The following is a 14,956-nucleotide window of genomic DNA, read 5'->3' on the forward strand; positions in this document are numbered from 1 at the left end:
GGTGCCTCCTGCAGAGATGGGTCAGTTTCCTGATCACGTGGTTCTCAGGCCGCCGCCGCGTTGAACGCGGCCCGGCGCACGTCCAAGCGCCGGGCTGCCGAAGCGGGACCGCGTCGGCCGCGGGAGGCCGTGCCGCGCTTGGGCTTGTCGGGCGTCGGGGCGGTGATGGTGACGGGGATGCCGGAGGGGGCCTGGGCGCCGGTGATCCTGGTCAGGGCCTCTTCGCCGGAGCGGACCTGGGTGGTCTGCGGGACGATCCCGGCGGCGGCCATCAGGCGGGTCATGTCGCGGCGCTGGTTCGGGGTGACCAGCGTGACGACACTGCCGGACTCCCCAGCACGGGCGGTACGCCCACCACGGTGCAGGTAATCCTTGTGGTCGGTCGGCGGATCCACGTTGACGACCAGGTCGAGGTTGTCGACGTGGATGCCACGGGCGGCGACGTTCGTGGCGACGAGCACGCTGACGTGCCCGGTCTTGAACTGGGCCAGGGTGCGCGTGCGCTGCGGCTGCGACTTCCCCCCGTGCAGGGCGGCGGCCCGGACACCGCTGTTCAGCAGGTCCTGGGTCAGCCGGTCGACGGCGTGCTTGGTGTCCAGGAACATGATCACCCGGCCCTCCCGGGCCGCGATCTCCGTCGTCGTGCGGTGCTTGTCACCGCCGTGCACGTGCAGCACGTGGTGCTCCATCGTCGTGACGGCGCCCGCGGACGGGTCCACCGAGTGGACGACCGGGTCGCTCAGGTAGCGGCGCACCAGCAGGTCGACGTTGCGGTCGAGGGTGGCGGAGAACAGCATCCGCTGCCCCTCGGGGCGCACCTGGTCCAGCAGTGCGGTGACCTGCGGCATGAAGCCCATGTCGGCCATCTGGTCGGCCTCGTCCAGGACGGTGATCGCGACCTGGTCGAGTCGGCAGTCACCGCGGTCGATGAGGTCCTTCAGCCGGCCCGGCGTGGCGACGACGACCTCGGAGCCGCCGCGCAGCGCGCCCGCCTGCCTGCCGATCGGCATCCCGCCGACGACCGTGGCAAGCCGCAGCCTGACCGCACGGGCGTACGGGGTGAGGGCGTCGGTGACCTGCTGGGCGAGCTCGCGGGTCGGTACGAGGATCAGCGCGAGCGGCTGACGGGGCTCGGCGCGTCGGCCGACCGTACGGGCCAGCAGCGCCAGCCCGAAGGCCAGGGTCTTACCGGAGCCGGTCCGCCCGCGACCGAGCACGTCGCGGCCGGCCAGGGAGTTCGGCAGGGTCGCGCCCTGGATCGGGAACGGCACCGTCACACCCTGCACGGTGAGTGCGGCCAGCAGCTCCGCGGGCATGGCCAGATCGGCAAAAGCCTCGACGGCGGGCAGCGCGGGAGTGATCGTCTCGGGCAGGGCGAACTCGCCCTGCACCGCGGCAGGCCGACGACCGTACCCACCCGAACGGCTCGGGCCACCCGAACGGCTCGGGCCACCGGAACGGCTCGGGGCGGGGGAACCGAAGCGGCTGCCCCGGCCTGAACCGGCGGTGGAGCCGAAAGCGGGGCCACCGGTGCGGCCGCGGGTGCGAGCGGAGCGGTTGTTCGTACGTACGGGGTTCATTCAGAACCTTCCTCGATACGGCGCGCATCAAGGAATTCCGGCAGCATGAGAACAGCGCGAGGAATCGCAAGAACGGGCCGAATTGAATGCGTAAGCGGAGCCGACCGCAGGGAGTCCGTGCGGGCGCCGCCGTGAAAAGGGGTGTTGATGGACGTGAAATCCCCGAGATCGACTCGGGTGCAGGTCCGGCAGAGGTCCGCGTGCCGGAGCAGCGCCTCTGGCTGGTGAGGCGTCCCGCAGGTGAACCCACTGCGGGAGATGCCTGCAGCTGGGGCCCGCACCCCGAAGGATGCGGGCCCCAGCTACGAAATGCGCGTCAGCGTCAGGCGGGAACGATGTTCTCGGCCGTCGGACCCTTCTGGCCCTGCGCGATGTCGAAGGTGACCTTCTGGCCCTCGGCCAGCTCACGGAAGCCCTGGGCGGCGATGTTCGAGAAGTGGGCGAACACGTCGGCGCCGCCACCGTCCTGCTCGATGAAGCCGAAACCCTTTGCCGCGTTGAACCACTTCACGGTGCCAGATGCCATGTCAGATCTCCTTTGGGGCAGTACAGCGGCGTCCGCACTGCACGGACACCGTGTCGCCGCGATGATGCCCCGCCGGAAAATGACCCGGAAATATGAAGCACTCCCATAGGGCCCGGAGACCGGCCGGAGGTACTTGAAGTTTTGGGAACCACGACTGCAACTGAGATCGACAATAGCATGCCGTAGCGGTCGGCGTACGAATAGCAATTCACCGTGGTCGCCGCGCTGAAAACCCTCTCCGCATGGACGGGTAAATCCTTGCATCGCGGTGACAGATATTGACGGCTCGGGCGCGACGCTTTTTCGAGCAGAGGGGTACGAGCACCACCACGCTTCGACACGCGTGGGTGCGCGGCCCACCGGGACCGGCGGGCCCGCCCGCCTCAGACCGCGGTCGGCGGGCCGGACGACGCTGCGGCGGCGCGGTACTCGGCGTTGAGGCGCTGGGCTTCCTCGAGCTGGTCCTCGAGGATGACGATGCGACAGGCGGCCTCGACGGGGGTTCCTTGATCGACGAGCTCCCGGGCTCGGGCCGCGATGCGCAGCTGGTAGCGGGAGTAGCGGCGGTGGCCGCCCTCGGAGCGGAGCGGCGTGATCAGGCGGGCTTCGCCGATGGCGCGGAGGAAGCCCGGGGTGGTGCCGAGCATCTCCGCGGCACGACCCATGGTGTACGCGGGGTAGTCGTCGTCGTCCAGGTGGCCGCCGAGCGGGCCTGTCGGATTCTCTGCTGTCATTGCACCTCTTTCCGAAACACATGGAGGGGCCCTGGTGCCGTACGGCACCAGGGCCCCGAGGGAACTTCTACACCATCTGCCGGCACCTGTTCCGAGCCGGCCTTCTGTTTCCGCGTGCCCGACCTGAACGATGTCGGGGGTGCGGGGATCGCGGTTGCTTGACCGGAGACCACCTCACTGTCGATGTCCTGCGGTACCCGGGCTCAGGACTTCCGCCCGGGCGATCCTGATGGCGTGGTTCCTCCGTTCTTCCCTCGGTGATCAACCTGCTTGCTGCGTCAACTGCGGTACTGCTCGTGGCGGCCCCTGATCACCGCGGGCCACCCGGTCCGGTCGTCAGCCCCGTCGCCCTGCTGCGACAAACCTGGCTTCGGAGCTCCACCACCGCACCGTCCTACGAACTGCGCTCACGGGCACTGCGCTCGGCAGTTCATCTCTGCCGGGCCTTGCTGTCTCTCTGGGCTACGAGAGAAACCATAACCAGGCCAGCATCCAATGTCTACTCCGGCCAACATAGATTTTCGCGTGTTCGACAGATAGGTAATCAGTCTCGAACAGCTACGGTGGTGGGCGGGAAGGCCACACCAGCCGTGGCAGCCACAGCACTGCCATCTCCCCGCCGTGAGATTCCCGGGCGCCTCCGGGCCGGATGGCCGGATCTGAGACAACTTCGTCATTGCGGACACCGGGACAGGGGAACGAGGATCGGTGCATGCCCCCACCCCACCGCGTCGTCATCGTCGCCTTCCCCGGCGCGGAGCTCCTGGACATCACGGGTCCCGCCGAGGTGTTCTCGGTCGCGTCCCGGGTCTCCGAGAGCGACTTCCCCGGCTACTCCGTTCAGGTCGCCACGGAGGACGGCGCTCCGGTGGCCACCTCCAGCGGCCTGCGGATCCACTCCGACCTGCGGCTGGACGAGGTGACCGGCCGCGTCGACACCCTCCTGGTGTCCGGAGCGGTCACCCATCCCGAAGGGGGCGGCGTCCAGGCCGTCGTCGATCCGGTGGTCACCGACTGGCTCCGTACGGCGGCGCCACGGGCGAGTCGTACCGGATCCGTGTGCGCGGGCGCCCATCTGCTGGCCGCGGCCGGCCTGCTGGACGGCCGGACCGCCACCACCCACTGGCTCACGGCGGCTCAACTGGCCGCCGCGCATCCAGAGGTCGACGTGGACCCCGATCCGATCTTCATCCGCTCCGGCCCGGTGTGGACCTGCGCCGGGATCACCTCGGGGATGGACATGGCACTGGCGATGGTGGCTGAGGACCACGGCCAGGCCCTCGCGCTCGCCACCGCGCGCATGATGGTCATGTACGTCAAACGCTCCGGCGGCCAGAGCCAGTTCAGCGTGCCCCTTGCCGTCCGGGCACCCGCTGACGACCGCATCGGCGAGCTCCGCCGGTGGATCACCGAACACCCCGACGCGGACCTCTCCGCCGAGGCTCTCGCCCAGCGCCTGAGCCTCAGCACACGGCACTTCTCCCGGCTCTTCGCGCAGCGCACCGGTACCACGCCCGCCGCCTACGTCGAGTCGGCCCGGCTGGAGGCCGCGCGACGCCTCCTGGAGGAGGGCGACGCCGGTCTGCCTCAGGTGGCCGCCGCCAGCGGCCTCGGCTCCCTGCAGACCCTCCACCGATGCTTCCGACGACACCTGGGGACGACCCCCGCCGAGTACCGCCGCCGCTTCCGCTGAGATCGGCCCGTCCCTCACCGCCCACCCTCACCGCCCGCCGCCCCTACCCGCGGCCGGCGGAGGCCGAGGCGTGCCCACGCCCGGCCCCTCCAGGAAAGGCCATCATGTCCGGCACGAAGATCATTCCGATACCGGTGCTCGGCAAGCACGCGGTCAACGCCTATCTGCTGCTGGGCCGACGCCCCGTCCTCGTCGACGCCGGAACGCCGGGCAGCGGACGCCTCATCCACGACCGGATCGCCGCTCACGGAGTGGACCCCGCCGACCTCGCCCTGATCGTCATCACTCATGGCCACATCGACCACTTCGGCTCCGCAGCGGAACTGCACCGCCTGACGGGCGCACCCGTCGCCGGGCACGCCGCCGACCTCGAACCCTTCCGCACCGGCCGACCGCTGATGCCGTACCTTCCGACGGGACCCATGGGCCGCCTGATGAGCAGGAACAGGAAGCTCCACGTCACGGCGGACCCGTTCGAACCCGAGATCCTGATCAGCGGCGAGACCGACCTGTCGGACTTCGGGCTGGCGGGACGGATCATGCCCACCCCGGGCCACACCGCGGGCTCCGTCTCCGTTCTCACCGATGACGGGGACCTCGTCGCCGGTGACCTCGTGGCCAACTCCTTCATGGGTCTCATCCCCGGCAAGCCGGCCAACCCGCCCTTCCATGACGACCCGCTGGGCAACCTCACGAGCCTGCGCGCCATGCTCGACCTCGGCCCCAGCCGCCTCCACGTCGGCCACGGCACTGCGCTGGACCCCGAGCGCGTGCGCCGGTGGGCGCGGCGGGAGCAACGACGGCTGTCCCGCCTCGACTCCCGGGGACGCCTCCGAAGCCGTACGAAGAGCTGACCCGGACGGTGCTGCGGACAGCCACGGCACTCCGGGTCGCCGGGCACGCGGAGGGGGCCCGGACTCGTCGAGTCCGGGCCCCCTCGTGGCACATCAGGCGAACGGGCCGCCGAACGGGCCGACGGGACCGTAATAGAGGGCCAGCTGCTCGCGGTAACCGGGATCGCCGAGGTGCGTGTCCCGGTGGAACTCCGGGGAGTCCTTGATCTGTTCCTTGGTGCGCTCCACGTGGATCGTCCGCTGCTCCGGGTCGATCGAGATCACGGTACCGGCCGGCAGGAGCACTTCCTTGCCGAAGATCCACACCCCTGTATCGACCACCAGGTAGGCGTCACCGACCTCGTCGGAGTGCTTGTCGACCTTGCCGATGCTGCCGTCGACCGCCTCGACCTTGTAGCCGATGAGATCGCTACCGGCCACGTGGCCCGACGTCGACTTGTAGCTCCACACATGCTCGGTCACGTGAAAACAACTCCTCCGGTGTGAATGAAAGGATCGACCAACCTCTTGGACGGCGTCTGCCCCGGCTTTCCCGTTGTGCACGTACGGATGGTTTCTCGCGGGCGTGTCGTGGTCGGGCGGCCTCCTGCGGTGGCCGTCAGCCTTCATGGCCCGGCAGGAGCTCCTTGGCCTTGGCCACGGCGAAACCCCAGCCCTGTGCCACGGTCGGCTTGCCGGGCACGGCCACTTCCTCCGGGTTGGTGAGCACGTCCAGCAGGACCGGCCCCGGCGTCTCGAAAGCCCGGCGCACGCTCTCGTGGAGCTCGGCCGGGTCGGTGACCCGGATGCCCGTCAGGCCGAGGGCCGTGGCGACCGCGGCGAAATCGGGGTTGTCGAGTTCCGTGCCGAACTCCGGTAGGCCTGCCTGTTCCTGTTCCAGCTTGACCATGCCCAGGCGGCGGTTGTCGAAGACGACGAGCTTCACCGGCAGCCCGTACGTCTTGATGGTCATGAGGTCGCCGAGCAGCATGCTCAGCCCGCCGTCCCCGCAGAGCGCGACGATCTGCCGGTCCGGCGCCCACAGCTGGGCACCGAGGGCCTGGGGCATGGCGTTGGCCATCGAGCCGAGGTTGTACGAGCCGATCAGGCGGCGGTCGCCTCGCATGGTGACGAAGCGGGAGAGCCAGACGGTGGCCATGCCGGTGTCGGAGGTGAAGACGGCGTCGGCATCGGCGTAGGTGTCCACCGCGGCGGCCAGCGCCTCCGGGCGGATGGCGTGCTCGCGGTTGTCCAGGACGGCCCGCAGCTTCCCGGTCCAGCGGTGCTCGTGCGCGGGGTCGGCCAGCCGCTGCTGTCCCTCCTGCCAGTGGAGGAAGCGCTTGCGGGCGTCGTCGAGGTGCGCACGGTCGGGGACCGCCTTCAGCAGCGGCAGCAGGGCCCGCAGCGTGGCGCCGACGTCGCCGGCCAGGCCCACGTCCACGGGGGTGCGGCGTCCCAGGTGGTCCTCGCGGGAGTCGACCTGGATCACCTTGGCGTCCTTCGGGTACCACTCCCGGTAGGGGAAGTCGGTCCCCAGCATGAAGAGCACGTCCCCGCTGTCGAGCGCGTGGGCGGCGGCGGGGTTGCCGATGAGGCCGGTCTGGCCCACCTGGAAGGGGTTGTCGTCCTCGAACCCCTCCTTCGCCTTCAGCGTGAGCACCATCGGCGCCGCCAGCAGCTCGGCGGTCCGCAGGACCTCGGTACGGGCCTCGCGGGCGCCCTGGCCGACGAGGAGGGTCACCCGGGCCGCGTCGTTCAGCAGCTCGGCGGCCCGGGCGAGGGCGGGGTCGTCGGGCCGGGTGACGGCACGGTCCAGGGCGAACCGGGTGAGCCTGTCGTCGCTCAGCTCCTGGTCGCCCAGGTCGCCGGGGATGGTGAGGACGGCCACTCCGCCCTGGGTCACAGCAGCGCGTACGGCCGATTCGAGCAGGCGCGGCATCTGGTCCGGGGAGGTGACGGTGGCCCGGTGGACGGCGACGTCGCGGAAGAGCAGGTCGTTGTCGACCTCCTGGAAGTAGTCGCTGCCGATCTCGGCGAGGGGAACCTGGCCACAGATGGCCAGGACGGGCGTACGGCTCTTGGCGGCGTCGTAGAGACCGTTGAGCAGGTGCACGGATCCAGGTCCCACGGTGCCCATGCACACTCCGAGGGTCCCGGAGAGCTGGGACTGCGCCGAGGCGGCGAAGGCCGCGGCCTCCTCGTGCCGGCAGCCGACCCAGCTCAGGCCGACGGATGTGCGGATGGCGTCGGTCAGGGGGTTCAGGGCGTCTCCGACAACGCCGAAGACGTGCTGGACGCCGAGTTCCTCGAGTGCGTCGACGATGACGTGGGCGACGGTGCGTGCCACTGGACTGCCCTTCGTTTGCCGGTTCAGCGGATGGAGTGGGTGCAGCGGTCGGGGTCGGCCGCCTTCCCGTCGGCTGCCCAGCTTTCGAGCGGCGAAGCGATCAGTTCCCTGGGGGCGGGCCAGACGTACTGGTGGTCCCCATCGTTCCTCCGCGACCCGGCGAAATCCTGGCGGAGCAGACACTCATGATCCGGCCCGCACGGGGAACGCGGTCGTCACCGACCGAAAGGGGCATGGACATGCTCGGCATCACCGCCGCAGTGCTGTTCTTCATCGCGTTCCTGATCAATGCCGCCACCATCAGCACCAACGAAGTGTTCAGCTCGACCAACTTCATGCTGATCGGTCTCGCGGCGCTCGCGCTCCACATCGCGGGCATCGGCCACGGGTGGGCGACCCGTGAGCGGGGCCGGGGCCGGAGGCGCTGATCCCGTGGCATCGGGGTCCCCTCTCCTACGACCCCGACCGCGGCGCGGCGTGGGCCCGGGCACACGACCGGTTCCGCCGGGCGCCCGGCGGCCGGAAGGTCGACGCGGGACTCCCCGGCCCCGGCAAGCCGGGGATGTCGGCGGCCGGGCTCACAGGTCCAGGTCGAGGAGGGCGTTCTCCACGACCTCGGTGAGCGCGGGATGGATCCAGTACGGGGACTTGGCAAGGGTCGTGGCGTCGATGCCGAGGGTTGCCGCCAGGACCAGGGACTGGATGAGGGTGGGAGCCTGCGGGCCCATGATGTGGGCGCCGAGGAGACGACCGGTGCCGGGCTCGGCGAGTACCTTGCAGAATCCGGTGGTGTCCTCCATCGCCCATCCGTAGGCGACATCTCCATAGCCGGCCGTGCCCACCAGGTAGTCCAGCCCCCTGCCACGACAGTCCTGCTCGGTGGCGCCGACCGAGGCGATCTGTGGCCGGGTGAAGACCGCCGCCGGCACCAGTTCGTGGTCGGCGGCGATCAGGTCGTCCGGGTGCCGGAGATTGTGGACCACGACCTCCGCCTCGCGGTTGGCCACGTGCTTGAGGGCCACCGGCGAGCAGATGTCCCCGAGCGCGAAGACGCCTTCCGCTGTGGTGCGCTGATGCCGGTCGACGACCACTCGGCCATCGTCGTGCGTGGCGATTCCAGCGGCTCGGAGGTTGAGCCGGTCGCTGTTCGGAAGACGACCCACCGCGACGAGCAGCATGTCCGACTCGACCGTCGATCCGTCGTCCAGGGTCAGCCTCAACGCGCCCGGCCGGCCGCCGACGGCCGTGAGCTCCCGGCTGAGCCGGAGCTCGTAGCGGGAGCGGACCAGGTCGGTGAACCTCTCTCGAACTGTCTCGTCCTGCTCACCGAGCAGGTGCTCTTCCTTCTCGACGATGGTGACGGAGCTCCCGGTCTCGGCGAACACGTCGGCCAGTTCCGCGGCGATGTAGCCGCCGCCGAGGATCGCCAGGTGCCGGGGTGGAGCGTCGATCCGCATCACGGTGTCGGACGTCTCGTACGGCAGGCCCGCCTCCACAACGGGTCCGGGGACCACGGGCCGACCCCCCACCGCGACGACGATCTGCCCTGCGCTGACGTCGACGGCCCCGTCCACCCCCTCGATGCGCAGGGTCCTGGGTCCGGTGAACCGCGCGGTGCCCTCGTACACGGTGACCGCGTCCTGCTGCTCCCGGCCCGTACGGCCTTCGTCCCGTTCGGCGTCCAGCCGCGCGAAGATCCGGTCGCGCGCCTCGCGCCAGTGGACTGCCCGCAGCTCGGCGTCCACGTCGTACGTCCCCGCTTCCCGAACGGTGCGGGCGACGTGCGCGGTGTAGGCGAGCATCTTGCTCGGGATGCACCCGGCGTTCAGGCAGGTTCCTCCGAACCAGCGCTCCTCGACGATGGCCACGTCCAGATCGGCGAACGAGTCGTCGATCACGGCGTTGCCGGATCCCGCACCGATGACGACAAGGTCGTGATGACGCATCCGGCCGGCCAGGTGGACCTGGCCGGCCGTTCGCCTGTGAGCGTGGGACCGGTTCAGGCTGACGTCAGCGGTCCTCGGAGTTCTCCTGCGGCTCGTCATCGGGGTGGATCTGCTCCTCACGGCCGATGCCCGGACGTTGGCGCTTGGCACGGTGGCTACCCGCATCCGTGTCCGTGTCGTCGTCCGCCGTGCCCGAGCGCTGGACAACGGCGTCGTCCGCCTGCTGCCGGGCCTCACGGTCACCGCTCTCGCCCACGGCCTCGGACGGCGTGGTCCGCCTCGCGCGCTGCCTGGACTTTTCGTGGTCCGTCACCGTGTCCTCCCTCGATGGTGCCTATGTCCCCGCAGCTACCCCACCCCGTCGCCCGTAGTCCTCGGATGCTCCCGCCCGGCTCGCCGTGGCATCTGCCGCGCATGGCACCCCAACAGCGCCGGACGCGCCTAGGCTGAAAGGAGAGTCACAGAAATCGGAGGTGGCCATGATCATCCTCGGTGTCATTCTCCTGGTCATCGGCTTCGTCGCGGGAATCAGCATCCTGTGGACCATCGGCGCCATCCTCGTCGTCATCGGAGCCATCCTCTGGATCCTGGGCGCCCTCGGGCACTCCGTCGGCGGCCGCAAGCACTACTGGTAACCGTGGGAAATGGAGACGGGGAGGAGCAAAAGCCAAGGAACTCCTGGCCGGGAGGCGCGACGCCCGGCACCGCACGTCGCGGCGCGGCCCCGTCCCCACATCGGGGACCTACCCGGGGCCGACCCAACATCGCGCCCGAGGCGTTTCAGGGGCGCGGGCCCGCATGCGGGCCCGGTCCTCAACTTTCGAGGAGCGCCCGGCCGAGCAGGAGTACCGGACCGGCCGGCGCAGCCCGGTCGCCGAGGTGGCGGTGGCGTCCTAGCGTGGAGGAGTCCGGGCCCGCCCCGGTCCGACGGCCCGCGTCGTCCGCCCCGTCATCGCGTGCCGCGGCGCGGCTCGATCTCGGGGCCGGCCGCACCGCCGCACACACATCACCGGTGGTCGTGCCGCTGGTGGGACGGAGACAGATGGCGCAGTCGTCGTGGCGTGAGTACCGGCCCGGGCAGCGGTTCCCGGGGGTGATCGGCCGTACGGCCGAGGAGTCGACTCCGGCCTGGCCGCAACCGGTGCGCGCGGTCCCGGGTGCGCCGAACGTGCTGTTCATCGTGTTCGACGACGTCGGGTTCGGACAGTTCGGCTGCTACGGAAGTCCGATCGAGACGCCGCATCTGGACGCACTGGCCGCGGGCGGGCTGCTGTACAGCAACATGCACACCACCGCACTGTGCTCACCCTCACGCTCCTGCATCATCACCGGCCGTAACCACCACGCGAACGGCATGGCGGCGATCACGGAGCTGGCCACCGGCTATCCGGGTTACGACGGGCAGATCCCGTTCGAGAACGGGTTCCTGTCGGAGATGCTGCTGCAGCACGGTTACAACACGTACATGGTCGGCAAGTGGCACCTGATGCCTTCGGAGCAGGAGTCGGCGGCCGGGCCGTACGACCGGTGGCCGCTGGGGCGGGGCTTCGAGCGGTTCTACGGATTCCTGGGCGGGGACACGAGCCAGTGGTATCCGGAACTGGTGTACGACAACCACCAGGTCGAGCCTCCGGCCTCGCCGGAGGAGGGTTACCACCTGACGGAAGACCTGGTGGACCGGGCGATCTCGTTCATCGCCGACGCCAAGCAGGTCGCCCCGGACAAGCCGTTCTTCATGAACCTGTGCCCGGGTGCCGCGCATGCCCCGCACCATGTGCCGAAGGAGTGGGCGGACCGCTACCGAGGGCGGTTCGACGACGGCTGGGAGGTCTACCGCGAGCAGACCTTCGCCCGGCAGAAGCAGCTCGGTGTGGTGCCCGCGGACGCGCGCTTGTCCCCGCACGATCCGGACGTGCCGCCGTGGGAGTCGCTGTCGGCCGACGCGCGGCGGGTGGCCGCGCGGATGATGGAGGTCTACGCGGGATTCCTCTCCCACACCGACCACCACCTCGGCCGGCTGATGGCCTTCCTGAAGGAGACCGGCGCGTTCGACAACACGCTGATCATGGTGGTCTCCGACAACGGGGCGAGCGCCGAGGGCGGGGCGACCGGCACCACCAACGAGCTGCAGTTCTTCAACAACGCGCCCGAGACCCTGGAGGAGAGCCTGGCGCGGATCGACGAGATCGGCGGCCCGACCACCTTCAACCACTACCCGTGGGGCTGGACCTCCGCGGGCAACACCCCGTTCCGGCGGTGGAAGCGGGAGACCTACCGCGGCGGTGTCAGCGACCCCTTCCTCGTCCACTGGCCCAGCGGCATCCAGGCCCGGGGCGAGATCCGCGGCCAGTTCGCGCACGTCATCGACATGGTCCCCACCGTCCTGGACGTACTCGGCATCGAGGCACCCGCCGGCATCCGCGGTGTCACCCAGTCACCCCTGCACGGGGTCAGCTTCGCCCACACCTTCGACGACGCTGCGGCGGCGAGCCTTCACCTCACCCAGTACTACGAGATGTTCGGACACCGGGCGATCGACCACGACGGATGGCGGGCGGTCTGCCCCTGGCCCGGCCCCTCCTTCGCCGAAACCGGCCGGCAGTTCGGCACCCCCATCACCATGGCGGACCTCGACGACCTCGACGCCCACCACTGGGAGCTCTACCGCATCGACGAGGACGTCGCCGAGACCCGGAACCTCGCCCAGGAGCACCGCACCAAACTCATCGAGATGATCGCCCTGTGGTACATGGAGGCCGGCAAGTACAACGTGCTGCCGATCGACGGGAGCGCCTTCGAGCGCATGATGCAGGAACGCCCCCAGATCACGCAGGCCCGTACCAGCTATACCCTCCGCCCCCACACCCAGGTCCTCCCCGCCGCGGTCGCCCCCAAGGTCCTCAACCGCCCGCACAGCGTCACCGCCGACGTCGAGATCCCACCCGACGGCGCGGAGGGCGTCCTCCTCAGCCAGGGCACCAACGCCGGCGGCTGGTCCCTCTACATCAAGGACGGCCACCTCCACTACGCCCACAACTACGTCCAACGGGCCCTGCACCACGTGGCGTCCAGCGAGAACGTGCCCACAGGACGCCACACGCTCCGCTTCGAGTTCGAGCCCACCGGCGCCCCGGACATCGCCCACGGCAAGGGCGCGCCCGGCCGGGCCCAGCTGTACATCGACGGCCGCCTCGTCGGCCACACCGAGATGCCGGTCACCACGCCGATCGCCTTCAACCCCGGCGGCATGGCCTGCGGCCACAACCCCGGATCGGCCGTCACCCCCGACTACCAGGCACCGTTCCACTTCACCGGCACCCTGCACAGCGTCACCGTCGACCTGTCCGGCGACCTGATCGTCGACGCCGAGGGCGAGATCCGCATGCACATGGCCCGCCAATAGGTGGACCGTACCGTGGACCTGTCGGAACCACGACGGCGTCCGGCCGTTCCCTCCACTGTCAAGGGCAGGCAACGGCCGGGTCGTCGTGGACGAGGGCGCAGACCATCTGTGCGCCGCGCCGGTGATCCGGGTACTTCGCGATCAGCTCGGCCTTGAAGTCGTTCCACTGACGCGTGATCTCGGCGGTGGCTCCGGCCCTCGCGTGGCGGAAGTTGTCACCCGTCCTGGAGCGTGCCGATGCGGCGGTGTCCTTGTTCAGGGCACGGTTGTGGGTGACGCGCCCGTCACAGTCGGCCGGCTTGAGCCCGGTGGAATCGATGTCGGTGTAGCAGCCGGTGGCGAGGTCTGCAGGGACACGCTCACGCGCGTCGCGGGTCCAGTCGGCGTCCTTCATGGCGCTGTAGCGGCGGATGTCGAGGAACGGTGCGACGTCCGTACGCTCCAGGCCGGGCGGGTTGTCGAGGCCGACCGGGCCGGGCGCGGGCCGGTCGCTCCAGTTGGAGTGCGCATAGAAGTCCTCGATCTGGTGCCAGCCTCGGCCGAGATGTTCGAGAACGGCGCACTTGGCCCGTTGGGGTTTCCCGTTCCATGTGCAGTGCGAGGACAGGTCGCTCTGGTCGGCCCGCACCTTGCCGTCGGCGTCCACGAGGCCGTCGGCGGCCTCGACCGCATCGCGGAAGCGTGTGACGGAGGTACGGACGCACGCGAGGAGCTCGGTGGTGGCCTCGTCCCGGGTGCGGGGGTAGTCGGAGGCGTGGCGGGGCGCCAGATAGTCGGCGTTGTCGCAGTGCAGGGGGCCGACGTCGAAGTACGGGGGGCGGTCGTTGGCGTTGATCGCCCCGACGTGGGCGTCGGCCATCTCGGTCAGTGTGACGGGCTCCCAGGGCAGCGCGGCCCGGGTGATGTCCTCGTGATTGCCGCCGGTGAAGGCATAGGCGGAGTCCGTCGGCACGGTGGCCAGAACGGCCGTCAGGAGGGCTGCGAGAGCCGTGCAGGACGTTCGGGCCAGGCCGGGCGGCCTCGGGCGTCGACGGGTCCCGGAGCTCTCCTGGTCGGCACCCGTACGGAAGTCGCTCGACGGGGATCCCGGTCCGACACCGGACGCGGAGGCCTTCGGAAGCCTCTCCGGCCGCGGGAGTACCACCATGCCTCCATGCTGCGCGTCCGCACCCAGCTCCGCATTCGTTGTCTCTTTCATGGACCTGCGACTTCATGGCCCTGCACCGCTGCTCCTGGCCCCCGGTTCGGGCCTGGCACACCAGCGATCTTGAAGGCGCGCCCGCCGCCCGATGGCCGTCAGGCGGCGCGGACGCGTACGGGCGCCCGGCCGTGCTCGGTCGTGCGGTGTCCCACCGCCATGCCCGACCGCCCCGCCGTTCCGGTCGCCGGGCTCAGCCGACCCCGACCGCAAGCGGGCCGACACGGGACTCCAGCCAGGACGGAAGATCCAGCAGCCGGACGCCTTCTTGTTCCTCGGGGTCGGTGCGTGCGACCAGGCACACCATGTCCTCGGCTCCGGTGTTGACCGGCATGTGGGGCGTGTCCGCGGGAATGTGGATGTAGTCTCCGGCGCGCAGTACCGCGTGTTCGGCCAGGTCTTCTCCGTGCCAGACCTCGACCTGCCCGGACTGGATGAAAATGGCCGACTCGTGCCCCTCGTGCAGGTGAGGGCGCCCCCGCGTCCCCGCCGGCATCACCAGCCGGTGCAGACACAAGTGCTGCGCCCCCGCAGATTGGGCGCTGATTCCCGCCCCGAAAGTACCGCCCTGGATGCCCTCATACGTGCCGGTCCGCACCACTGTGCACTGCTTTTGATCTGCCATGCGGGCAGTACACCAGGCAGCCGACGGCGTACGACCAGTTCCCGCCACCGCGGCGGCCCGCACCTCGGCAC

The 14,956-nt window shown here is 70.0% G+C and carries 14 protein-coding genes; 5 read left to right on the forward strand and 9 right to left on the reverse strand.

Features of this window, described 5'->3' with window-relative positions; genetic code table 11:
• Positions 1-44 precede the first annotated feature (44 nt).
• From ACWG52_RS04355 to ACWG52_RS04365, 3 genes are all read right to left on the reverse strand, one after another.
• Positions 45-1,580 (reverse strand): DEAD/DEAH box helicase, encoded by a 1,536-nt coding sequence (locus ACWG52_RS04355; protein WP_390169176.1) that lies wholly within the window; start codon positions 1,578-1,580, stop codon positions 45-47.
• A 322-nt stretch (positions 1,581-1,902) separates the two neighbouring features.
• Positions 1,903-2,106: a cold-shock protein gene (locus ACWG52_RS04360; protein WP_030722003.1), complete on the reverse strand. Its 204-nt coding sequence runs from the start codon at positions 2,104-2,106 to the stop codon at positions 1,903-1,905.
• A 383-nt stretch (positions 2,107-2,489) separates the two neighbouring features.
• On the reverse strand, positions 2,490-2,840 hold the full coding sequence (locus tag ACWG52_RS04365) for a MerR family transcriptional regulator (protein ID WP_326749697.1): 351 nt from the start codon (positions 2,838-2,840) through the stop codon (positions 2,490-2,492).
• Between the two features lie 712 nt (positions 2,841-3,552).
• Here ACWG52_RS04365 and ACWG52_RS04370 point away from each other — a divergent pair.
• Positions 3,553-4,533 (forward strand): GlxA family transcriptional regulator, encoded by a 981-nt coding sequence (locus ACWG52_RS04370; RefSeq protein ID WP_390169178.1) that lies wholly within the window; start codon positions 3,553-3,555, stop codon positions 4,531-4,533.
• Positions 4,534-4,637: 104 nt separating this feature from the next.
• Positions 4,638-5,387 (forward strand): MBL fold metallo-hydrolase, encoded by a 750-nt coding sequence (locus ACWG52_RS04375; protein WP_161293756.1) that lies wholly within the window; start codon positions 4,638-4,640, stop codon positions 5,385-5,387.
• Between the two features lie 93 nt (positions 5,388-5,480).
• Here the strand turns inward: ACWG52_RS04375 and ACWG52_RS04380 are convergent, their stop codons facing one another.
• Positions 5,481-5,849 carry a PRC-barrel domain-containing protein gene (locus tag ACWG52_RS04380; RefSeq protein WP_390138263.1) on the reverse strand — a complete coding sequence of 123 codons (369 nt, stop codon included), beginning with the start codon at positions 5,847-5,849 and terminating at the stop codon, positions 5,481-5,483.
• A 136-nt stretch (positions 5,850-5,985) separates the two neighbouring features.
• Positions 5,986-7,713, reverse strand: coding sequence for a thiamine pyrophosphate-dependent enzyme (locus ACWG52_RS04385; protein ID WP_453127853.1), 1,728 nt, complete (start codon positions 7,711-7,713; stop codon positions 5,986-5,988).
• 239 nt (positions 7,714-7,952) lie between these two features.
• Between ACWG52_RS04385 and ACWG52_RS04390 the strand changes: the two genes are divergently transcribed.
• Positions 7,953-8,141 carry a hypothetical protein gene (locus ACWG52_RS04390; RefSeq protein ID WP_033226770.1) on the forward strand — a complete coding sequence of 63 codons (189 nt, stop codon included), beginning with the start codon at positions 7,953-7,955 and terminating at the stop codon, positions 8,139-8,141.
• A gap of 150 nt (positions 8,142-8,291) precedes the next feature.
• Here ACWG52_RS04390 and ACWG52_RS04395 read toward each other — a convergent pair whose 3' ends face one another.
• Positions 8,292-9,659 (reverse strand): mycothione reductase, encoded by a 1,368-nt coding sequence (locus ACWG52_RS04395; RefSeq protein WP_389817802.1) that lies wholly within the window; start codon positions 9,657-9,659, stop codon positions 8,292-8,294.
• A gap of 64 nt (positions 9,660-9,723) precedes the next feature.
• Positions 9,724-9,972, reverse strand: coding sequence for a hypothetical protein (locus ACWG52_RS04400; protein ID WP_266448737.1), 249 nt, complete (start codon positions 9,970-9,972; stop codon positions 9,724-9,726).
• A gap of 166 nt (positions 9,973-10,138) precedes the next feature.
• Here ACWG52_RS04400 and ACWG52_RS04405 point away from each other — a divergent pair, with 166 nt between their 5' ends.
• Both ACWG52_RS04405 and ACWG52_RS04410 read left to right on the forward strand, forming a co-directional pair.
• Positions 10,139-10,294, forward strand: coding sequence for a DUF6131 family protein (locus tag ACWG52_RS04405; RefSeq protein WP_244291040.1), 156 nt, complete (start codon positions 10,139-10,141; stop codon positions 10,292-10,294).
• Between the two features lie 407 nt (positions 10,295-10,701).
• A complete protein-coding gene (locus ACWG52_RS04410; RefSeq protein WP_453127855.1) occupies positions 10,702-13,062 on the forward strand; it encodes an arylsulfatase in 2,361 nt (786 codons plus the stop codon).
• 58 nt (positions 13,063-13,120) lie between these two features.
• On the opposite strand, the gene ACWG52_RS04415 is transcribed toward ACWG52_RS04410, so the two are convergent.
• Both ACWG52_RS04415 and ACWG52_RS04420 read right to left on the reverse strand, forming a co-directional pair.
• Positions 13,121-14,209: a hypothetical protein gene (locus tag ACWG52_RS04415; RefSeq protein ID WP_453127856.1), complete on the reverse strand. Its 1,089-nt coding sequence runs from the start codon at positions 14,207-14,209 to the stop codon at positions 13,121-13,123.
• Positions 14,210-14,453: 244 nt separating this feature from the next.
• The gene (locus tag ACWG52_RS04420) at positions 14,454-14,885 is read right to left on the reverse strand and encodes a cupin domain-containing protein (protein ID WP_033226747.1); all 432 of its coding nucleotides are present in this window, start codon (positions 14,883-14,885) and stop codon (positions 14,454-14,456) included.
• Between the last annotated feature and the right edge of the window lie 71 nt (positions 14,886-14,956).

The sequence above is a fragment of the Streptomyces sp. CLCI03 genome, from assembly GCF_053615355.1.